Here is a 21,244-nt window from a genome sequence, read left to right on the forward strand (position 1 = left end):
TTTAACATACTTACGAAAAAAAAGTTCTTTCGCTCTTTTCCGCACCCCGCTTGGACTTCTACCCGATCTGGGTCCTCTGATCCCCTCTAGACCGATTGACAAAACTATATATAGATATAAAATAGAGAATGTACTCTAAATATAGTGTAAAAAACGTATTTATGACCGATATCTTGAAGATACAGGTATGAAAATACATGTAAATATAGAGTCAAAAATTTAAAATGGCACAGCCAGCAAGGGATTAGAGCTATGATGGATCTCGGGCAATGCCGTTTTCTTTTTTTCGTTAATTGTTAAGGAGGATGCATACCATGCTGATTGCTTATGATTCCAAGACCGGCAATGTAAAAAGATTTATAAACAAGCTCAAGCTTCCAGCGGTTCAGATCGAGGAGCAAATGACTATAGAAGAGCCTTACGTACTTATTACATATACAACCGGGTTTGGGCAGATACCTGAGAGGGTATCTTCCTTTTTGAAAAAAAACGCACAAAACCTTGTTGGTGTAGCTGCAAGCGGCAACCGTAACTGGGGTGAGAAATTTGCCAAAAGTGCGGATTTGATTGCCGACCACTATAATGTCCCCGTGATTAGTAAATTTGAATTATCTGGAACGTTCGGAGATGTAGAGCGTTTTAAACAGGAGGTGAGCCGAGTTGCGGCATATTGAATTGAACAACATGTTGATGAAACGCGATACAGACGGCTTTTTCCAATTGGAAAAGGACCAAGAGGCTGTAGCAGAATTTATGAAGGAAGTTCAGGAACGGAGTTTGAAGTTTGCTGACACAGCCGCTCAAGTGCTGTATATGATTGAGAATGATTATTATGAGAATTTCTACAACAGCTATACGGCTGACGAAATTAATGATATTTTCCATATCACTCATAGCTATAATTTTAAATTCCCTTCCTATATGGCAGCATCCAAGTTTTATACCGATTATGCAATGAAGAGTAATGACCGTAAAGTCTATCTGGAACATTACCCTGATCGGGTTGCCGCGGTTGCCCTGCATTTGGGACGCGGTAACGCGGATACGGCACGCCTGTTGTCCCGCTCGATGATGGAGCAACGTCTCCAGCCAGCGACACCAACGTTCCTGAATGCAGGCAAAAGCCGCCGTGGGGAATTGGTATCCTGCTTCTTGCTCGAAATGGACGACTCCCTGAACTCGATCAACTATGTGCTAAACACTTGCATGCAGTTGTCCAAAATCGGCGGCGGTGTTGCCGTTAACCTGTCGAAGCTGCGGGCACGCGGCGAAGCGATTAAAGGCGTAGAAGGCGCAGCAAAAGGCATTATGCCTGTGCTGAAGCTGATGGAAGACGGCTTCTCTTATGCGGATCAAATGGGGCAACGTAAAGGCTCTGGGGCAGCCTATTACAACATTTTCGGATGGGATGTGCTGGAGTTTCTGGATAGCAAAAAAATCAATGCTGACGAAAGAGTACGTCTTAAGACACTTTCGATTGGATTGCTGGTGCCAAACCGTTTTTACAAGCTGGCTCAAGATAATGAACCGCTGCATGTATTTGCTCCTTACAGTGTGTTCAAAGCCTATGGAACACATCTGGACGACATGGATTTGGATGAAATGTACGACACGCTGCTCGCCGACGATCGGGTGAAGAAAAAAATAGCGATGAGCGCACGTGACATGCTGACGAAAATTGCCATGATTCAGTTGGAGTCTGGTTATCCATATATCATGAACAAAAGTAACGCGAACCAGGCACATGCTCTTAAAAACGTGGGTCAAGTCAAGATGTCGAACCTATGCACGGAAATCTTCCAGTTGCAGGAAACTTCCGAAATTACAGATTACGGCCAACAGGATACCATCCGCCGGGACGTGAGCTGTAATCTGGCTTCTCTGAACATTGTAAATGTGATGGAGCATGGCAAAATCCGCGAATCCGTTCACGAGGGTATGATTGCGCTCACCTCGGTCAGCGATATGACCCAAGTAGCTAATGCGCCAGGTGTTGCGAAAGCGAACCGTGAAATGCATTCCGTCGGTTTGGGTGTCATGAATCTGCACGGCTACCTTGCCAAGAACAAAATTGCGTATGAAAGCAATGAAGCAAAAGATTTTGTCCGTACCTTCTTCATGACGATGAACTATCATTCCATCGAAAAGAGTATGGAAATCGCGAAAGCGGCTGGACAAAGCTTTTATGGATTTGAGGAATCGGATTATGCGACAGGCGTATATTTTGACCGATACCTGAACACAGATTATCGTCCAACAACTGCACGTGTGCAAGAGCTGTTCAAGGGCATCTATGTTCCGACTACAGCGGACTGGGACAAATTAAAAGCAGATGTGATGAAAAATGGCCTGTACCACGCCTATCGTATGGCAATTGCGCCGACTGCCAGCATTTCGTACATTCAAAATGCAACATCCAGCGTCATGCCGATTGTTGAGCAGATTGAAACCCGTACCTATGCCAATTCGACGACCTACTATCCAATGCCTTATTTGCAAAAGGATAACGTGTTCTTCTATAAATCCGCTTATCAAATGGACCAATTCAAAGTGCTGGATCTGATTGCAGAAATCCAGCCGCATGTGGACCAAGGAATTTCGACCGTTCTTCATGTGAACAGTGACGTGACTACGCGTCAGTTAGCACGTTGCTATCTGTACGCCGCACACAAAGGACTTAAATCGTTATACTACACACGCACCAAAAAGCTGTCTGTGGAAGAGTGCCTCACCTGCTCCATCTAAGCATAAATGGTAACAAGCTGTAGTATAAAAATTAGATTTTAAATAGATATGGATGCTTTGCATTAGAAGCTGTATCCAGCGTGTGGTTCAGACCTTTACGGGGCTGGACAAGACCCTCGCGGATACAGCTTCCGTATGTCAAGCATACGATGATTCGCCTGCACTATTTCAATGTGTGTTTCTAGGGAATCTCGCAAGCTGAAGGGAGAATGCTAACAATGACAGGTATACAAGCCGTAAACTGGAATCGCTCGGACGATGATTTTACACTGATGTTCTGGAACCAGAACATCATGCAATTTTGGACGGATGATGAAATCCCGTTGTCTGACGATAAAATGTCCTGGGTAACCCTCAGTGATATCGAAAAAGAAGCCTACATGAAGGTGCTGGGCGGATTAACACTGCTGGATACCATTCAAGGCGGTGTAGGTATGCCGCAAATTATGGAGCATGTGGACGGACTGCAACGCAAAGCCGTACTAAGCTTTATGGCGATGATGGAACAAATCCATGCCAAGTCGTACAGTAGCATCTTTACAACGCTAGCTTCCACGGAAGAAATTGACGGTGTATTCCGCTGGGTGGAAGAAAATCCACATCTCCAAACCAAAGCAGAAACCATTCGTCAATATTATATGAATATCCACACACCGAAAGACCTCTATCTCGCGATGGCTGCGTCGGTGCTGTTAGAAAGCTATTTGTTTTATAGCGGCTTCTTCTATCCTCTTTATCTGGCGGGCCAGGGCAAGCTGACATGTAGTGGAGAAATTATCGATTTGATCTTACGGGACGAAAGTATTCACGGTGTGTACGTAGGTGTACTGGCACAGGAGATTTATGCAGAATTGGACGAGGAAGAACAACGTGATCTTTACCAGACGCTGGTAGGCTTGCTGCGCTACTTGCATAATAACGAGGAACAATACACCGAGCAAATTTACACCCCTATTGGACTCGTAGACGATGTGAAAGTCTTTTTGCGCTATAATGCCAACAAGGCCATGATGAACTTGGGCTTTGATCCACTGTTTGAAGAAGAAGAAGTTAATCCCATTGTATTCAACGGCATCAGCACCCATACTAAGCAGCATGATTTCTTTTCTAAAAAAGGAAACGGCTATGTGCGGGCGATGAATGTAGAGCCGCTGACAGATGATGATTTTAATTTTGGCGTATAAGTACAATTACGTAAAACTGTAAACAAATAGGGTTTCAGAACTTGTCCCTGAGTTCTGAAACCCTATTGCCTAAAGAAAGTAGGTAGCATGCGTTCGCTTATATAAAACTGGTATTGCCGCTGTTATAAGGATTATACCCATAAAAGCGGGTGCGGCATGACCAAGTGATACATAGATTTGACCCCCAATAATAGGCCCAATCATTCTTGCTAAAGCCTGAATAGATTGACTACCTCCTTGAATCCTTCCTTGTTCACTAGAATCGACAGACTTGGAGAGCATCCCGTTGAATGAAGGTCCAAAGATCGAATCACCAAAACCAAATATAAACATTCCAGCGATAAAAAGAGGATAGAATGAGAACAAAGTAGATAGCGCAATAAGACTGTAACCTATAATCTCCGAAACCATTCCAAGAATGGCTATCTGTTTATCATTAAGTTTTATCAAAAGCTTGGGCATGATGAAACCTTGTGAAATGATGTCTTGGAAACCCATAATTGAAAACATAAGTCCGATTAGTGCAGGCCTCCAACTGAAAGTATCCATTGTAAATTGTGAAAAAACGGCCTGTAAAGATCCGTTGGGTATCCAAAGTAAGAACGCAGAGACAAGTAACCTATTTAAGTTTTTCATGGAAAGCAGATTTGCAAGCTGTGTAAATGGATTCAGTCTTACAAAGGTAATCTCTTTCAGTCTATGTTTCTTGTCAAGGCTCTCAGGCATAAAAAAGAATCCATAAACAACGTTCAATAAAGTTATGATTGCTCCAAAATACATGGGTACAGAATAACCAAACTTGGCAAGTAATCCGCCTAGAGTTGGCCCAATGACAGTGCCTACACCTACAACCGCACTCACCCATCCAAAGTATTTGGTTCTCTCTTCTGGAGGAATGATGTCTGCAAAATAGGCGAAGATCGTGCTTATGCTCCCGCCTGTTAACCCTTCTATGATGCGCCCAGCAAATAGTACCCATAGAGCTCCTCCTATGCCAAAAACCAAGTACCCAATTGCGGAACCCAAAAGGCATACTAAGAGCAATGGACGACGGCCATATTTGTCGCTCAAAGCTCCAAGTACGGGAGCCGCAAAAAACACGCAGAATGCATAAACAGAGGTCAGCAGCGTAACAACTATAGCTTGTTCTCCCGGACTGCTTGTATAAGGCTGCACTAAGAATGGGACGACAGGTATTATGATACTGAAGCCTATTCCGCAAAGAAATACAGAGATAAGGCCGAATATTAAAGCGTGTTTATCTACGGTTTGTTCTGTGTTCTGTTCATTGTGTGATCTACATTTGAACACTTCATTTCTCCCCTTAAAGGTTAATTTTTACTTCCTCGGAAGCAAAAATATCGTATCACAATTTTGCTTCCTCGGCAACAAAATAATAACAAAAAAATGCAGCCCGTTCTCAATAGAGCCCGGCTGCCTATGGTTTGATTTTCATTATTCAAATTTATTCCGTCTTAATATCTATACCCTGTTTTTTTATTTCTGCATCCAAATGCCTACTATACTTTTCCAAGAAGCTAATCATACTGTTAAATTGTTCTTCGGTTACCTGCTCAAATACGGCTTTATCCCGCTCTTGAAACTCTTTGTGCAGTTCCTCATGGATGTTATAGATTACTTTCCCTTCCTCAGTAAGCCTAAAATAGACTTCTTTCTTGTTATCCAGCTTCTGGTAGCTTTCGATAATGCCTTTTTTTATAAGCTTCTTAGTTATTTTACTTATGGCACCGGTAGTCATATAAAGGGACTCCGCAAGTTTTGTCACGTTGGAATCTGCATTTCTTTCAATGTATTCGATGCAATGTACTTCAGAAGGCTTATAACCCTTAAGGCTGTCTTCCATCTTATCTTTATTAAGCCAAACCATCTTGTTAAATAAGTCCCTGAAACCCACTATGACCTGTTCTTCTTTGTTCATGGCCTGTCCTCCCACCAGTTGGTGCATTAACAATACAATATAGTATATTTTTGTTTCTATTTCAACAATATTAAAATAATTATTGAATTGAGCACGAGGGCATACACGAAAAAAAAACGGCCAGATCGCTAAAGTAGCGGAATCGAGCCGTTTTACATTTCTTAAGACCGAGCCTCAGTGAACATTTGAAAAGTGACACCAAACTTGTCTGTTACATTCCCATAAGCTGGATTAAAATGGGTTTCCTGCAAAGGCATTCCCACCTGTCCTCCCTGCTGTAGAGCATTAAACATTTTTTGAGCTTGCTCCACACTATCGGTTGTAATACAGATGCTCACCTGATTCCCGCGGCTAAACGGTGACCCGGGAAAGGTATCAGAAAACATGAGCTCTGTCTCACCCACTTTAAGGGTAGCATGTCCCACACGTTCCTTGACCTCTGCGGGAATGGGAAAATCGGGGTTTTCCGGCATTTCCCCAAAGGTTTGAATAAAAAGCAGTTGAGCATCCAATGCCTCTTTATAAAATTCGATTGCTTCTTTTGCATTTCCATCCATCGTGATGTAAGGAATCAAACGTTTGGACATCTTCAACACAGCTCCTTTAATTCGAGGTGGTTAACCCAGCATTTCTCCCGTATTATATACAAAACTTGTCAAGAAAAACAAATCTGTATTCTTAGCTTTCATGCACTTGAACGCCAAGCTGCTTTAGCTCCTTTATCGCTTCCGTAACGTTACGCTGTGGATGAAGCGCAGAGATCATCTGTGCAGTGATCGGAACGCCGTTGAAAATCTGGCTTACCACCCCTAGAGAAATCGGCAACTCATAGTAACTCTCAGCCCAATCCTGATATTCCTCCGGTGTAACTATAATTTTCCCCAACAAAAAGGATGAGCCATCGTCATATCCCTCAGGAAAGTTCGCGTTGCCCATACGCCACTCTTTATCTCCCGCTTCCCTCCACATACAAAAGGTAACGTCCTCTTTCTCCAGTGCTTCATCTTCCAAAAGCTCCATCATATCATCAGGCACACCGTCATATATGCCCGGCCAGACTTCATATTCGTCTCTCGCATGAGAACTTACAGGGGATTCATGGTCAAACCCCTTCAGCAGCACACCTTCACCCGTCCATAGCATATGAATCGTATCTCCAGCGCCATTGTTTACCTCACCCAGGCACACATCACCAGACCATTCAGACTGCATACGATACGTGCGTAACCAATCTTCTGGAGACAATATAATGTCCAGCGCTGACAGTAGTAGCATTCTGTCTTTTAAACCATTCGGCGTTAGCTGTGCATCAAGCATCATATTCTTCATCATTCCCCCACTTTGTTCATGCGTACTAAGAATTCATCTGTCCCTACCTATATCTTTCAAGCTTCGCTCGCTCAACCACCTGCCGAATGAATGGTCCTTTGGCTTCGGTATACGCTGCACGGTCATATTTGAATGCATAGCTTTCTAAAAAATGCCTTCTAATCGTGCTTGGCACAAATCAGAAGGCATTCTCTTGTTCAATTTAAAAATCATTCAGCAACTCCAACCCTATTATTCGGCTTCTCAATCACGATCAGACAGGTGCTGTCTGGCAAAGAAACCTGCTGGCCCTGCTCATCCATGAACTCAACACGTCTAGACAGCGCCTCGGCATAGCCCTCCTGTAAATAGTGGCGGCTCACGCGGATAATCGCTTGTGATCCAAGTGTGCTACGAATACACTCTTCATACTGTGACGGGGTAAAATAACCAAACTGCTCCTGCACTTCATGCACATAGGCTTCCGCTCCCCATGTATAGGTATAGAGAAATTCCATCGCATCGTTCACTGGTAAAACAGCCTCATGCTCCCCCACACGCTCTATTTCAATGTGGCGACCTGCAAAATCTTGCGCATACCGTATCAGCCATTCCATTCCATCCGGCTCCAAGAATCGAATTCGTCTGCGCTGCTCTACTGGTTCGGTCATAATCCCGTCACGAATGATGATACGCCCGCCGGGTGCAAGCACACGATAGGCGCTCTGCAGAGCTGCCTCCACTGTTTGTGGATTGAACCGAATCCCATCTCGTTCAATGTAGGAATAGAGCTCGTGAAGAATTGAAGAGAAGATGACCGTGTCCATACTCCCCGTTTCCACATATTCCTCTAACTGAAGCGCATCCCCTTTGATGACATCCCAACGATGGCGCTCCAATTGCTTTTTACGTTTAAGTGCCTCAATGACATTTACAGAAATATCAAGACCTAATGGCTTCGCATCTGGTCTTTCCTGTTCGATCAGATCCAGCAGTACACCCCCGCCGGGTCCAATATCCAGTATGCGGGTTCCAGTCACATAATCTAAAATGATCCTTTTGTAATCTACGGTCTGGTTCATATCTGTAAGGTACGTTTCCTCATTGTGAAAGCGATCATACGCATCGCGCCGTAATCCGAACAGATCGAACAGCAGCAGGACTGCTTTGTCATACAGAGGCGTTTTTTCTGCCTCAATACAAAAGTCAATCAGTTTCTCAGCCGCAGATGAAAATACAAAATTAAAAAATACAGTACTCGGCAGCTCTTCTTTATGCTCCACGATCACACTCAAATGAGGATTATGCTTCCGTTTTCCTTTTGAAATGTCCTGCCAAGACAGTGCACTTAAATATTTTTCTATCATTCGTTTTTTATATACGTTAATTTTCTTGACACCACGATAGTCATAGTACATCGTATTCATGAGCGATTCGAAACTGATATGGCGAACGGTCGCAGGCTGTTCCTGCCCTGTGCCATCCCTTAATGTGAGTAAAAATACCTTTACCAGTTCTTGAAGTGAAAAATCCTGCAAAGCTGATTCTACATACCAAAGTGTCCGATTCTCCAACGGAGCCAGCGCCTTCTCTACATTCAACTCCCGCTCTAGTTCTGTGTAAGCCTGCTCGAACGGCTCCCCTTCATGAATGGAAACCGACCGTAACCTTTCCAGTCGCTCCTTTACACTCCAGACTACAGGTGCGTTATCCCATGCAATCCAGCCGATCAGCTGCTCCACTTCACTGCGTACTTGATCCCATAATGCAGGTTCCACCCCGGCGATAATACACTCGTTCAGGGCCCGTAAAACAAGCTCCAGTTCCTCAGGGCTTAGCCAGCCTTTACGAGTAATTTCAAGCAGCAGTCGATTTTCAGCAAAAGGAATTTCCCCCCGTATATATTGCCCGATCAATCCATGCGTCTCAATCAGAATTCGGGTCATGCTATTGCGCGGGTAAGCAGGGGACTCCGCTTGGGCCTGTCTGACATACAGTTGGGAGGATCCGATATTATGTACAAATAAATTAATACCCTCATGCTGCCAGCGTAGCCGTTCGCGGACTGTGCCTCCTTTGGCTGTCTCAGACCATACCAATACATCCTCCAGTAGCTCTTTAACCCAGAATGACAATGGAAGTCCGTCCAAAATAAGCAACGTACGCTCCACGTAATCCAGTACAGGATTGGCATCCTTTAACTCACCTATAGATCGAATGCGTTCCAAATTTACAATACGCTCCTCAGCCGAAACAAGCAGCTTTAACCAAGTCGGTGTATCCCAGGCCAGATCATTTTCTTTCCTGTAATTAGCAATGGCTTTTAACGATTGCAACATTTTTCTCACCTCGTGTGATTCGGATTCGGTATGCACAGGAGACTTTGAATAAGACATTTGGATTAAAACCTTGTATATACTACACTTTACCATACATTTGTAACTTCCACCTCGTGGAAAATATTAAACATTTGTATCAATCAACCGCTTGACATACTTTCCAAACGCATACATAACCCTCAAGTGCACTAGACAGTGCCACTTCAGACAAAACAAATGACCGTAACTTCCATATAAGGAATTACGGTCAGCCTGTTTATTTCCATATACAGTTTAACGACACGACTCCCACTACCTCCATCTTCCGAACTTATCATTCTGGACTTCGTTAACCTGTCCAAAAAATACCTGCATGATCTATTTCTACCTGTTCGAGCTGTTCTTCAAAGCACGGATTAGGTGCAATCTCTTTTACACACTGCCAGCTTTCAGCTTCTTGCCGGGCATATACATGCCAATGATTTTCTTCCCAGCGAAATTGGACAATGTCCGTGCGATCCCACAACTCAGTTTCATTAGAAGGCCTTTCCTCCATCAAGATCAAACAGTTATCCTCTATTTGATAAATGAGCCGCACGTCAGAACGTACGTAGCCTGGCACCTTTAGCGCAATATAGCCATTCAGCAGGTATTCAACCTTTTTAACGGTAAACGGATCGATCCGTTCGTTCACGAGATTTCCACCCCTTGATCAATTCGTAAATATTACGATTTAAATATAGCAGAAATCGAAGTTTTTGAAAAGAGTCCTTCATGCCGTCCCAAAAGCAAAAAGATATCCTCCAGCCTGAAGGCTCAGAAGATATCTTATTACTCTTGTTATACGCAGCCGAATCATAATCCCCTATGATTTCTAGAAAGTTAAAGTGCCGCTGTGCAACACGGCAACCATCTATAATAGATTTCGCTTATTTATCAACAGAAACGCCATCTGGTACTGGAATACCAAAATCAGGTGTTCCATCTTCTTTCCAGTAGAACGGCTGCACACGTGTATGACGATTCGGATCATACAGCGGGTCGCCTGTAATTTCCTTGTAATTCCGGGCGTGATATACGATTACATCGCTACCATCAGCAGCAACCGTAAAACTGTTATGACCTGGCCCGAATTGTCCTGTTTCCTCATGGGTGCAGAATACCGGCTGAGGTGATTTCGTCCATGATTTCGGATCAAGTAAATCCGCATTCTCATCTGCCGTCAACAGACCCATGCAATAATTGTGGTCTGTGGCGCTAGCTGAATAACTGATAAAGATCCGCCCGTTCCGTTTCAGAACCGCTGCTCCTTCATTCACCTTAAAACCGATGATTTCCCAATCATATTCAGGAGTGGAGATCATCACCTGCTCACCGCGCAACGTCCATGGATTGCTCATTTTGGAAATATACAGATTGGAATTACCGACGATGTCAGGGTCCTTCTGAGCCCACACATAATACAAAACTCCATTATGCTGGAAGGTTGTCGCATCGAGAGCGAACGTCTCCCAACGGGTTTTGATCTGTCCTTTTTCCACCCATTCCCCTTCCAGAGGATTAGCTGAATCATTTTCAAGCACGAACATCCGGTGGTCGAACAGGCCTTCCTTCGTTTCCGTTGTACGAGCTGCTGCAAAATAAATGTACCATTTGTCGTTAATATAATGAATTTCCGGTGCCCAAATGTTCGCACTTAACGGGCCCGTTTCATATTTGTGCCACACTGCGATAGGCTCTGCTGTACTCAAGCCTTGAATAGTACTTGCTCGTCGAACCTCAATGCGGTCATACTCTGGCACAGATCCGGTGAAATAATAGTATCCGTCACTATGCTTGTAAATCCAAGGGTCTGCCCGTTGCTCAATGACCGGATTATTAATGGGTACAGATTGATTCATGGTTATTCTCTCCTCTATGTGTAGTATGTAGTTCATACAATTAATCGCTGATACGTTTTCCCCAAATGGAAATTCCCTTTTCATTCATACCCGTGAAAATTAAAGTATGGCGACCAAGCTCCCAGTCCCATGAAGGAAGCAATAACAATTCTTCCTTAGTTCCTTCGGATGTATTGCTCCAATCTATTGTTAGAGTACGCTTGCCATCAAAGCTCCAGTGACCTTCAAGAGAACCGCTGGTTGCCCGCCCTCCATCTTCTAGACGGAGCTGTTCAGCTTCCACCTGGCCGTCTACTTCCTGCTTTATCACGATGCGCTCCCAGTTGCCGGATAATAGCCTTTTGGGTATATCCTGCTCCTTTTCGCCGGCATAGCGCTCTGGAGAGACGACCGGCCAGCCCTCTGTCGTCCACAATATTCTGCGTACATGCAGGTACGGCCAGCTCTTGTCCGTTTCTCCTCGCGCATGATGTACAATATAATAATCCGCACCGTCCTTCAGGACAGAATTGTGACCTGGCGCAACCCAGCCTTCTCCTTCGCTGAACCGATAACCGCCCAATACCTTGTTTCCAATCTCGTATTGAGGCAAATAGTTGGTATCTGCCATATCATGTCCATTCATGTCCACATAAGGGCCTGTGATAGAATCTGAACGGGCAACGCGAACATTGTAGTCCTCAAACAAAGAATCATACGAGACGAACAAGTAGTATTTACGGAACATTGGATTGTACACAATGTATGGTCCTTCTACAGCACCGTCCTCAGTTGCCCGATCTCTGGCAGCGATATTTTTACCATAGCCAGATTCTTTGAGCTTTCCAGTCTGGGGATCAAGCGGTGTAATATAAATACCGCCGAAAAAAGAGCCGTATACCATCCATGGATTACCCTCTGCATCCAGCACCGGATTGGCATCAATCGCATTCAGCTTGTCATGCTCTTTCGTTTTAACGACCAGCCCCTCATCCTTCCAAGGGCCTTCCGGGGAGCTGGATGTCTGCAATCCGATCGCAGACCGTGTGCTGCCAAAGGTAGAAGCAGAGTAATACATCCGATAGGTATCACCCATCTTGATGACGTCCGGTGCCCACAGATTGGTTGCCGATGACCACGATTCTGCTTCCTTTGGAATGCCGGGGAGTGCATACTGCACCCAATTCCAATGAATCAGATCAGTCGATTTGCGTACCATGACACCGGGTCTCAATTCTCCACCTGTCTTTACATCCGTTGAGTAGACATAATAGCCTTGATCTGTTTTGATAATCGCCGGGTCATGTGCATTGTTAATGGTCCAGCGCTGTTCATCGTTAATCGTACTTTGATCATACAAGTGATCGGGAGGCGGAGCCTGCGGATACACAGGGTCCGGAGTGTTATCCCCACAGCCAGATAGACCCAGCATGAGCAGCATAACCATAACTGTTATTCTCCTCCTTCCTTTACCCATTACATATTGTAACTGCCTTACATCATTCATGCGTACCCTCCAAGTGTCAATTAACCTTTGACACCCGAAATAGCAACCGATTCAATAATTTGTTTCTGGAAGATCAAGAATATAATCAGTACAGGTAACAAGGCTATTATTGATGCTGCCATTATAAGCGGATAGTCCGTCTGAATGGCGTAAGTCGCATTAAAATTCGCGATAACCAGTTGCAATGTCTGCGTTTCTGGTGAGTTCAAGTAAATAATCGGTGCCAAATAATCGTTCCAAATCCCCATGAACCATAAAATAAGCTGTGCCGCAACTGCTGGCTTAATGAGCGGGAACGTAATCGACGAATAGAGTCGGAAATAAGAACTTCCGTCAATTTTCGCAGCTTCGATAATGGCATCCGGTACACTAAGCAAGTACTGCCGCAGGAAAAAGATCATAACTACATTTCCGAACAAACCCGGAACGATCAGAGGCAAAAGTGTATCAACCCAGCCAAGTTTGGAAAACATCATAAACTGTGGAATCATAACCGTTGGGTATGGAATCATCATAGATGCGATGAGTGCCAAAAACAGTTTGTTTTTATGGGGAAATCTCAGCTTAGCAAATGCAAAAGCCGCCACACTGGATGTAAAGGTACCTACAACGGTAACACTTACAGCTACAATCACGCTGTTCTTGATTCCGCTTAACAAAGGCCCTGCTTCCCAAATTTCCTTATACTTGCCAAACTGGAACACCTCTGGTATCCATACTGGTGGAAGAGCAAAGACATCCTGCTTTTCTTTCACTGAAGTGGACAGCATCCAAAGCAGCGGCGCGATCATCACAATCGCTCCAATCGCTAGTGCAATAAAGATAATGATATTGGTAACTTTCGTTTTTTGACTATGGGACATAATCAGACTCACTCCTTTCCGCGAAAATCAATCCCCATCAAAGGACGATTTTTCATTCATTTTGAATTGAATCAAAGTTACGATAAAAATGAAGATGCCGAGAATCATAGCCATCGCGGAGGCATATCCCATTTGCAGGTTTTTAAATGCCTTATCCCAAATATAAAAGACGATTGAGGCGGATGAGTATTCCGGACCCCCTGTAGGTGTCATAATGTTCATTTCAGTAAAGATTTGCGAACCACCAATGATATTAGTTACGACCAGGAAAAAAGTTACTGGTTTCACCATTGGCCATGTAATATTGCGGAACATTTGGAATCCGCTAGCTCCATCTAGCTCTGCTGCTTCATAATAAGAGCGAGATACGCTTTGCAGGGCTGCCAAATATAGCAGCATCGTATATCCGAGACCCTTCCAGACGGTCATGAGGATCAAGGCCGGTTTGACCGTATCCTTATCCATTAGCCAGTTAGGACCCTTAATACCGAATATTTCGAGGAATTGGTTCACCAAACCATAGTCCCCGTTGTATGCCCAGTTCCACATAATAGAAACGGCAGCCAACGAAGAAATAACCGGGATATAGTAAATCACACGAAATGTTGTCGTACCTGGAATCTTGCGATTCAAACCTAGTGCCAGCAGTAAAGCTAGTACAAGACCGATTGGAATACCTAGCATTAAGAAAAGAGTATTGTACATCGATTTATAAAAGAGCTCATCGCTAAATAAATCTTTAAAATTGTCGAGACCAATAAAGTTCATTTGTCCCAATCCGTCCCAGTCTGTAAAAGAGCCGTATAATGAATAGACAAACGGGAATAACGTAAAGATTAGCAGACCGAGAATAGGTGGAAGAATAAATAAGTATCCATATACCTTCTCTTTGCGGTAGAGATTAGATTTGGTTATCACAGGGCTCACCTCTGTTTCTAATTTGGAATGAAGATGATGTTAGCAGCATGATATTCAGCCACTAACATCATCCTTTTTTCCTCTATTTACGCATTATTTCTGTGATTTTTTCTCTTGCTCCACCGCTTTATCCAGCAGTTTCTGCATCTTCGGTTGTTCTTGTTTCACATAATCTGCCGCCGTAATTTTACCATCCAGCACAGGTTGAATATCTGTGAAGAAAATATCGTACCATTCTGCATTATACGTATAGTTGCCTGGTAATGAGCGTCCATAGTCATTTACGATATCAATAAATTCTTGTTTATTGTTAGGCTTGGTTTTCGTATCTTTGGACCATTCATCAGCCATGTCCAGCAGATTCGGAATTTGTACCTTGGCATCTACGAGCTGCTTCATTCCTTCTTTAGAAGTCGTCAGATAGTTAACCAGTTCAACAGCTTCATCCGGGTATTTTGTTTTAGAGGAAACGCCGATACCCAGAGAACCGATCCATGTTGCTGATTTGCCAGTCGATCCGGCTGGGAACGGCAGTAAATCATATTCGAATGGCAGTTTTTCAAATGTACTCATATCCCAAGGACCAACCGGGAAGAATGCCATTTCGCCCTTCATCCAACGTTGGTATGTGTCCAATGTTTGTGATTGTTCAATACCAGGTGTGATTTTATATTTGTTTTGCATGTCAGCAAAGTACTGAAGAGCTTCCGCAAATTTCGGATCATCAATCGTTACTTTCGTTTTGCTCTCATCCAGCCAATCAGCCCCATTACTCCATACAAAGGCTTGCAATGCCCACTGAACGTTAAAACCTGTACCGTATTGATCTGGCTTGCCGTCACCATTGGTATCTTTGGTCAACTCTTGGCTAACCTTGATAAATTCATCCCATGTATACGGTTTGTCTTTGTCAGGCAATGGAACGCCCGCTTTTTCGAACATCGTTTTGTTGTAGCCAAGTGCGAATGGACCTAAGTCCTTCGGCATACCGTAAATATCTCCTTGACCGGCCATTTTACCGTCATAGCGATACAAATCTATACCGTATTTCCAGATGTTATCCAGTTTAATATCCTTGTTCTTCTCAATGTAAGGAGTGAGATTCTTCAATACCCCACTGTTTACATAAGCTTTCACATCTCCAGGGGCAAAGTAAAAGATATCTGGAAGATTATTTCCTGTGATCGCAGCTCTTAGCTTTGTAGCATATTGATCCGCTGCCGTCACGACCATTTTAACTTTTACGCCAGGATGTTCCTCTTCAAATTTCTTGATTACTTCCTTATAAGCCTTTTGTTCATCTGTGCCACCACGGAACATGAATGTCAGTTCCTTACTTCCATCACTACTGGAACTTCCCCCACTACAACCAGCCAGTGCAGCCACCATTAACAACAGAACAACCATTGTTATTGCAAAACCTTTTTTCTTTATCAACGCGACCCCTCCTAAATTTAAATGAAACCGCATACATTTAGTGTTAAAATAACTTTATACCACTCGGCCTAATCTTTAACTGTGCGGTACACAACCCGTTGTTGATTGCCGCTGTGATTATCATCCCTCTCATGTACCATATAATTAACATTTTACTTTATCAATAATGAATTCGTTTACAAACAAAATATAGCATGCCTTTCCTCGGTTCGTCAATGTATTTTTCAATCTTTTTAAATAATTATAAAACATAGATTAGAGTAACATGGAAAGCAAAATTAAATCGTATTTAAGTTAACTTTTATCGAAATAATCAGTGATAAAGCTTAAATACGATTTATTTTTGAAGTAATTCTTAATTCGGAGTTTAATTTGCTCCCCTCTTTATTTAGTAAAAAAATTTACAAAAAAGCAGTTTACTTCTTTTTGATTTTATTTTAACATAAATCAAAGTAAATATATAAGCGCTTACATCACAATTTTTATAGATAAGGATGGTCTATAGCTATGATTTATATTAAGGACTTAATGTCAGGATTAGATATTTTTAAAGCACTGGGTTCAGAAATCCGCATTCAAATTCTCGAGTTACTTGCCTACCAGGGACAAAGTATGAATGACATTGCTAACAAACTTAATTTGAGCAACGGTACCATTACAATGCATATTCGAAAATTGGAAGAATGCGGCCTTGTGGAGATCAATACCGTGAGCGGCAAGCACGGCACCCGAAAAATGTGCTATTTGAACAAGGATAAACTGATGGTAGATTTGCGCAGTAGAGAACAAAAAAATGTGTATGAGGTTGAGATTCGCGTAGGTCATTATAGTAACTATCAAGCGTCCCCCACTTGTGGATTGGTGACCCGAGACAGCATTATCGGCGATTTTGATGATCCACGCTATTTTGCAGATCCCGGGCGGCTGGAGTCGGAAATGATCTGGATGGCTGAGGGCTTTTTGGAATACCGTATCCCCAACTATCTGAAAGCGAATCAATCCTTTAAAGAAATTCAATTCTCCGCAGAACTGGGCTCAGAAGCACCCTGCTATTGTGAGGAATATCCCTCCGATATTTGTTTTCACATTAACGGTATCCCTATTGGGCACTGGACCAGCGCCGGAGATTTTGGAGAAGTGCCGGGGGTTCTCAATCCAGATTGGTGGCCACCGCATCTGAATCAATATGGTATGCTCAAATTAATTCGCATCAATCAACAAGGCAGCTTCATTGATGGGTGCCGCATTTCCGAGGTCACAATAGATGATATTAACCTTAATTATAAAAGCGACATTACACTCCGTTTATCTGTAACCGATGAATCAGAAAACAAAGGAGGACTCACTATTTTTGGCAAAAGATTCGGGAATTTCAGTCAGGATCTGCTTGTGCGCGTGCTTTACGATGTGCATGGGGAGGACAACGCCAACTCCTGACTCGCCACATGTAAAAATAGGCCGAAGCCTGTATTCATGGAATACATGTCCTCGGCCTAAACATCCTGATCCTCACTTAAAGAGATATAGATCAATAAATAAAAAATGACTGCTATCCCAAACACCAGCCAGCAAAAGGACAGCAAATGAAGCCTAGGTCCAGCATATACTCCCCATCTCCAAATATCCGTAAGGAGCACCAGTGGCTGCAACAACACATCCCAGCTATTCCAGCGAGCAAATCTGCCTATATATACGCCTATGCTGTCCAGCCACAACAACACCAAAACTACAGCCCATGCGAGCCCCTTTGAACAAATCCTCCTCAGCATATGATGGATCACCAACACACAAAGGGATGTAAGAAAAAGGCCAAGCCCTGCTGCTGAAAAAGACGTAAATAAGATTAACCAAAATTGGGTGTTCAACCAAAAACGTGTATCAGGATTCACATCGTAAAAACGAAACGCATGAAGTAACTCAGTCACCAAATAGAGAGCATTCGGCAGAAAAAACAACCATACAATTAAAGAGAAAAATAAAAGAATACTCCTCACTTTTGTACTTCGCAGTCTGGATAAAGCCATCATGCCGAGAGTGATAAAGACCGGAACCCAGGCCAGGAATATATCCCAGTACAGAAATTGATACATCCTCGTTCCGCTTGTGGACTGTAAATACATAATGAGCCCGAAACAGCCCAACGTAGCTACAAGCAGCACTCCCAACAAACTGGGCAGCTTGTAACCCTTCCTTCTTAACAGCAAGTTTCCATCTACCTCCTGCCTGAGTTGCGTATATACGTCTTTTCTAATCCTAATTTTATAACGCTTTCATATTAAGAAAGAGGGTCTTTGTCTGTTTACTCCACGTTTCGTATGTCCTCAGATACATGGTTTGTTATCGTCAAGGCATCAAAGGTAACAGCACAGCCCTCCCCCACGGGAGATTGAGCAACAACTCCGACTTTTAGCTGGTTAGGAACATTCATCCCAAAATATCTCGCCAGCTTCCAATGCTGACCATCTGATGAATAATGAAATGCAAAGCAATTTCCAGCTCGTGCCACTCGTAAATACGGATTGGACACGTCCATCGCCCCAGAGATACAATCATCAGATGTATCCCGTGTGACCACACTAAGAATAGATGGAATGCTTTCGAAATATTCAAAACACAGCTTAGCCCAGCGGGTATCATCCGCCATTATCATCAAACATCCTGAATCATAAGGCTGCTTCATATCAACACGAACCCTCGTCCATATTGTAAAATCACCTTGAAGCGTTGTATGCAAAAAAGGTGCGGACGATTTAGTCGCTGCGCCGGACGGATCCCTAAAGAAATCTGCCTGTGAAGGTGCAAAAATTTGCAAAGACTTGGTATCATCAAATCTCCATTCTGTCGGCTCATTGATCCAGCTCCAATCCGCCGGCAAAACTTCACCGCTAAAGCGTTCAAATACGTTCATATGGATACCATTCCTCTCTGGCAATATAGTTATATAACACATTGAAATCTGGGGCACAATCCCCTTGATACCACTATATACGTTATTTTCCAGTCGTCAATAATGATGATATGTCTTTAGAGTTTATGAAAAAAAGACTTGCCATCCTGAAATGTTGTGCTTATAATTACACCTAACTTGATACGGTAACAAATTTCAATGACGAGAACGAGTAAGCTATACAGCGGATTTGCAGAGAGTTGGGGCAGGTGAAAGCCAACATTCCGAGGGTAGCCGAACGCCATCTCTGAGAAGCGGGCTGAACCTGAAGTAAGCTCTGCCGCCTTTCCAGCGTTAACCGGAACACGTATTGATGGATACGTGAACAGAGTGTCATTTCCTATGGAATGAAACTAGGGTGGTAACACGGGTATAAACTCGTCCCTTTTACAGGGGCGGGTTTTTTTGTTTTTCAAAAAGGAGGAAATCATCATGACAAATGTATCGACAGTAGTATCTATAACCGATTTTTTGACTCCAGCTGTACGGGAAATGCCGCCTTCAGGCATCCGTAAGTTTTTCGAATATAGTACAGGCAGAAAAGATATTGTATCGCTTGGTGTCGGTGAACCCGACTTTGTAACCCCTCAACATGTCAGAAAGGCCTGTATCACAGCACTGGAAAATGGCAAAACATCATACACACCAAATGCCGGTCTTCCTGAGCTTCGTGAGGAGATTGCCGGGTATCTGGAGAGCAACTTCAACACATCCTACAACCCGACAGATGAAATCATGGTTACCATTGGCAGCAGTGAAGCCCTAGATTTGGCACTACGCGCCCTCATCTCAACACACGATGAAATACTCATTCCGGCTCCATGTTATATTTCGTATTCGCCCATCACGTTTCTGAACGGAGGACATACCGTAACGGTTGAAACCTCTGCGAATCAGCAGTTCAAGCTGACAGCTGAGGCACTTCGAGCCAAGCTGACTCCACGATCCAAAGTGCTTATTCTCTGTTACCCGAATAATCCAACGGGTGGGGTGATGACCTATGAGGATTGGCTACCGATTGCCCGCCTGGTTGAGGAGCATAATCTTGTCGTCATATCAGACGAAATTTATGCTGAACTGACCTATGGACAGAAGCATGTAAGCTTCGCTGCTCTGCCAGGAATGAAAGAGCGCACCCTGCTCATCAGCGGCTTTTCCAAAGCATTTGCGATGACAGGCTGGAGGGTCGGCTATGTGTGTGGCCCCAGAGAGTTGATTTCAGCTATGCTGAAGATTCATCAATATACCGCCATGTGCGCTCCTATTATCGGGCAAATTGCCGCTATTGAATCCCTGCGTAATGGGCTGGAGGAAAAAGATCGTATGATGGAATCCTACAATCTGCGTAGAAAATGGTTCGTTGAAGGCCTATGTCAGACAGGACTGCCATGTCACGAACCAAACGGTGCCTTCTATGCTTTTCCCTCCATTATGCACACAGGGTTAAACTCAGAGCAGTTTGCCAAGCGGTTGCTGGAAGAAGAAGGAGTCATTACTGTACCCGGTTCCGCATTTGGCCCAGGCGGCGAGGGCTTTATCCGCTGCTCGTATGCATCATCGCGAGATCAGTTGGAAATGGCTTTGGAGCGCATTAGCGCATTTTTGAAGCGCCTGTAAATGCGATTTTTCCTATCTTGAAATGAACATGAGTACTGGATGAACCCTACTGTAGCAGCTTCTGAATAAGCTTTTTCTGGTGTGCTGGCAAGCCTTCCGGCCATTCCCCTACACGGCAATAACAAATGTCGGAGATTTCGGCGCTTGGTCGGAAAGTACCCGGGATAACCCGGCCTGTGAAAATGATATCCACACGGTTCGGCGTCTGGCCAAACTGGGCTTGTGCTAATGAGGTGATCTCTACCTCCAGCCCGGTTTCTTCCCGGACTTCGCGCTGTAGTGCGATTTCCGGCTGCTCTAGCTCCATCCAGCCACCGGGAATCCTCCACGGCTGCTTCCGGTATACGTGCTTTAATAGCAGCACTTCCCCGGCATCATTCGTAAAAATGCCCAACACAGCAATCAAAAATTTGTGCTGCGCCCGATACACCAATGCATTTTTCAATCGAGTGAACGGCGTGTGCTTATACATGAATACAAGCCAATCCCGTGGGATTTTATTTACCAGCTTAGCCAGCATCGTACACCTCCTGTTGAAAGTTGCGGCTGGATGCAGACGAGAGAGTCCCCGCATATGAGCT

19 protein-coding genes and 1 other annotated feature are annotated in these 21,244 nt (G+C 43.8%); of the genes, 5 read left to right on the forward strand and 14 right to left on the reverse strand.

Features of this window, described 5'->3' with window-relative positions; genetic code table 11:
• Positions 1-314 precede the first annotated feature (314 nt).
• The 3 genes from nrdI to nrdF all read left to right on the forward strand — a co-directional run bounded on the left by nrdI (position 315) and on the right by nrdF (position 3,929).
• The gene (gene nrdI / locus G9G53_RS11765) at positions 315-674 is read left to right on the forward strand and encodes a class Ib ribonucleoside-diphosphate reductase assembly flavoprotein NrdI (RefSeq protein WP_016819181.1); all 360 of its coding nucleotides are present in this window, start codon (positions 315-317) and stop codon (positions 672-674) included.
• A complete protein-coding gene (nrdE, locus tag G9G53_RS11770; protein ID WP_165147728.1) occupies positions 661-2,745 on the forward strand; it encodes a class 1b ribonucleoside-diphosphate reductase subunit alpha in 2,085 nt (694 codons plus the stop codon). The genes nrdI and nrdE overlap by 14 nt, the downstream gene beginning before the upstream one ends.
• 218 nt (positions 2,746-2,963) lie before the next feature.
• Positions 2,964-3,929 carry a class 1b ribonucleoside-diphosphate reductase subunit beta gene (gene nrdF, locus G9G53_RS11775; protein ID WP_029516760.1) on the forward strand — a complete coding sequence of 322 codons (966 nt, stop codon included), beginning with the start codon at positions 2,964-2,966 and terminating at the stop codon, positions 3,927-3,929.
• A 69-nt stretch (positions 3,930-3,998) separates the two neighbouring features.
• Here nrdF and G9G53_RS11780 read toward each other — a convergent pair whose 3' ends face one another.
• The 11 genes from G9G53_RS11780 to G9G53_RS11830 all read right to left on the reverse strand — a co-directional run bounded on the left by G9G53_RS11780 (position 3,999) and on the right by G9G53_RS11830 (position 16,099).
• Positions 3,999-5,240: an MFS transporter gene (locus G9G53_RS11780; RefSeq protein WP_029516759.1), complete on the reverse strand. Its 1,242-nt coding sequence runs from the start codon at positions 5,238-5,240 to the stop codon at positions 3,999-4,001.
• A 154-nt stretch (positions 5,241-5,394) separates the two neighbouring features.
• Entirely contained in the window at positions 5,395-5,868 is a 474-nt protein-coding gene (locus G9G53_RS11785; RefSeq protein ID WP_029516758.1) for a MarR family transcriptional regulator, read from the reverse strand.
• A 161-nt stretch (positions 5,869-6,029) separates the two neighbouring features.
• On the reverse strand, positions 6,030-6,455 hold the full coding sequence (locus G9G53_RS11790) for a VOC family protein (RefSeq protein WP_165147731.1): 426 nt from the start codon (positions 6,453-6,455) through the stop codon (positions 6,030-6,032).
• Positions 6,456-6,546: 91 nt separating this feature from the next.
• Positions 6,547-7,197: a hypothetical protein gene (locus G9G53_RS11795; RefSeq protein WP_165147734.1), complete on the reverse strand. Its 651-nt coding sequence runs from the start codon at positions 7,195-7,197 to the stop codon at positions 6,547-6,549.
• Between the two features lie 209 nt (positions 7,198-7,406).
• Positions 7,407-9,515 (reverse strand): class I SAM-dependent methyltransferase, encoded by a 2,109-nt coding sequence (locus G9G53_RS11800; RefSeq protein WP_165147737.1) that lies wholly within the window; start codon positions 9,513-9,515, stop codon positions 7,407-7,409.
• Positions 9,516-9,843: 328 nt separating this feature from the next.
• A complete protein-coding gene (locus G9G53_RS11805; protein ID WP_238794840.1) occupies positions 9,844-10,188 on the reverse strand; it encodes a DUF3024 domain-containing protein in 345 nt (114 codons plus the stop codon).
• A 235-nt stretch (positions 10,189-10,423) separates the two neighbouring features.
• Positions 10,424-11,395 (reverse strand): glycoside hydrolase family 43 protein, encoded by a 972-nt coding sequence (locus G9G53_RS11810; RefSeq protein WP_165147740.1) that lies wholly within the window; start codon positions 11,393-11,395, stop codon positions 10,424-10,426.
• Positions 11,396-11,435: 40 nt separating this feature from the next.
• Positions 11,436-12,821 carry an arabinan endo-1,5-alpha-L-arabinosidase gene (locus G9G53_RS11815; RefSeq protein WP_165147877.1) on the reverse strand — a complete coding sequence of 462 codons (1,386 nt, stop codon included), beginning with the start codon at positions 12,819-12,821 and terminating at the stop codon, positions 11,436-11,438.
• Between the two features lie 80 nt (positions 12,822-12,901).
• Positions 12,902-13,744: a carbohydrate ABC transporter permease gene (locus G9G53_RS11820; protein ID WP_029516751.1), complete on the reverse strand. Its 843-nt coding sequence runs from the start codon at positions 13,742-13,744 to the stop codon at positions 12,902-12,904.
• Positions 13,745-13,771: 27 nt separating this feature from the next.
• Positions 13,772-14,662: a carbohydrate ABC transporter permease gene (locus tag G9G53_RS11825; protein ID WP_013309768.1), complete on the reverse strand. Its 891-nt coding sequence runs from the start codon at positions 14,660-14,662 to the stop codon at positions 13,772-13,774.
• A gap of 93 nt (positions 14,663-14,755) precedes the next feature.
• The gene (locus G9G53_RS11830) at positions 14,756-16,099 is read right to left on the reverse strand and encodes an ABC transporter substrate-binding protein (protein ID WP_029516750.1); all 1,344 of its coding nucleotides are present in this window, start codon (positions 16,097-16,099) and stop codon (positions 14,756-14,758) included.
• A gap of 507 nt (positions 16,100-16,606) precedes the next feature.
• On the opposite strand from G9G53_RS11830, the gene G9G53_RS11835 reads away from it, so the two are divergent.
• The gene (locus G9G53_RS11835; RefSeq protein WP_029516749.1) at positions 16,607-17,536 is read left to right on the forward strand and encodes an ArsR/SmtB family transcription factor; all 930 of its coding nucleotides are present in this window, start codon (positions 16,607-16,609) and stop codon (positions 17,534-17,536) included.
• A gap of 56 nt (positions 17,537-17,592) precedes the next feature.
• Here the strand turns inward: G9G53_RS11835 and G9G53_RS11840 are convergent, their stop codons facing one another.
• On the reverse strand, positions 17,593-18,303 hold the full coding sequence (locus tag G9G53_RS11840; protein WP_165147743.1) for a DUF1361 domain-containing protein: 711 nt from the start codon (positions 18,301-18,303) through the stop codon (positions 17,593-17,595).
• A 95-nt stretch (positions 18,304-18,398) separates the two neighbouring features.
• Positions 18,399-19,007 (reverse strand): DUF1349 domain-containing protein, encoded by a 609-nt coding sequence (locus G9G53_RS11845; protein WP_029516748.1) that lies wholly within the window; start codon positions 19,005-19,007, stop codon positions 18,399-18,401.
• Positions 19,008-19,196: 189 nt separating this feature from the next.
• Positions 19,197-19,435 (forward strand) — a binding site (T-box leader).
• Between the two features lie 43 nt (positions 19,436-19,478).
• Between G9G53_RS11845 and G9G53_RS11850 the strand changes: the two genes are divergently transcribed.
• Complete coding sequence (locus G9G53_RS11850; protein WP_165147746.1) at positions 19,479-20,663, forward strand: aminotransferase class I/II-fold pyridoxal phosphate-dependent enzyme; 1,185 nt, start codon at positions 19,479-19,481, stop codon at positions 20,661-20,663.
• A gap of 46 nt (positions 20,664-20,709) precedes the next feature.
• On the opposite strand, the gene G9G53_RS11855 is transcribed toward G9G53_RS11850, so the two are convergent.
• Complete coding sequence (locus G9G53_RS11855; RefSeq protein ID WP_165147749.1) at positions 20,710-21,183, reverse strand: NUDIX hydrolase; 474 nt, start codon at positions 21,181-21,183, stop codon at positions 20,710-20,712.
• Positions 21,184-21,244: the final 61 nt, after the last annotated feature.

Origin of the sequence: Paenibacillus sp. EKM206P (assembly GCF_011066155.1) — a bacterium.
In the GTDB taxonomy this organism is placed as follows: Bacteria; Bacillota; Bacilli; order Paenibacillales; family Paenibacillaceae; genus Paenibacillus; species Paenibacillus polymyxa_D.

Excerpts from the sequence above, each read along its gene's own strand:
- G9G53_RS11790 (WP_165147731.1), bottom strand. The coding sequence starts at position 6,455 with ATGTCCAAACGTTTGATTCCTTACATCACGATGGATGGAAATGCAAAA.
- nrdF (WP_029516760.1), top strand. The coding sequence starts at position 2,964 with ATGACAGGTATACAAGCCGTAAACTGGAATCGCTCGGACGATGATTTT.
- G9G53_RS11850 (WP_165147746.1), top strand. The coding sequence starts at position 19,479 with ATGACAAATGTATCGACAGTAGTATCTATAACCGATTTTTTGACTCCA.
- nrdI (WP_016819181.1), top strand. The coding sequence starts at position 315 with ATGCTGATTGCTTATGATTCCAAGACCGGCAATGTAAAAAGATTTATA.
- G9G53_RS11820 (WP_029516751.1), bottom strand. The coding sequence starts at position 13,744 with ATGTCCCATAGTCAAAAAACGAAAGTTACCAATATCATTATCTTTATT.
- G9G53_RS11785 (WP_029516758.1), bottom strand. The coding sequence starts at position 5,868 with ATGAACAAAGAAGAACAGGTCATAGTGGGTTTCAGGGACTTATTTAAC.
- G9G53_RS11815 (WP_165147877.1), bottom strand. The coding sequence starts at position 12,821 with ATGGTTATGCTGCTCATGCTGGGTCTATCTGGCTGTGGGGATAACACT.
- G9G53_RS11795 (WP_165147734.1), bottom strand. The coding sequence starts at position 7,197 with ATGAAGAATATGATGCTTGATGCACAGCTAACGCCGAATGGTTTAAAA.
- G9G53_RS11835 (WP_029516749.1), top strand. The coding sequence starts at position 16,607 with ATGATTTATATTAAGGACTTAATGTCAGGATTAGATATTTTTAAAGCA.
- G9G53_RS11855 (WP_165147749.1), bottom strand. The coding sequence starts at position 21,183 with ATGCTGGCTAAGCTGGTAAATAAAATCCCACGGGATTGGCTTGTATTC.
- G9G53_RS11845 (WP_029516748.1), bottom strand. The coding sequence starts at position 19,007 with ATGAACGTATTTGAACGCTTTAGCGGTGAAGTTTTGCCGGCGGATTGG.
- G9G53_RS11800 (WP_165147737.1), bottom strand. The coding sequence starts at position 9,515 with ATGTTGCAATCGTTAAAAGCCATTGCTAATTACAGGAAAGAAAATGAT.
- G9G53_RS11810 (WP_165147740.1), bottom strand. The coding sequence starts at position 11,395 with ATGAATCAATCTGTACCCATTAATAATCCGGTCATTGAGCAACGGGCA.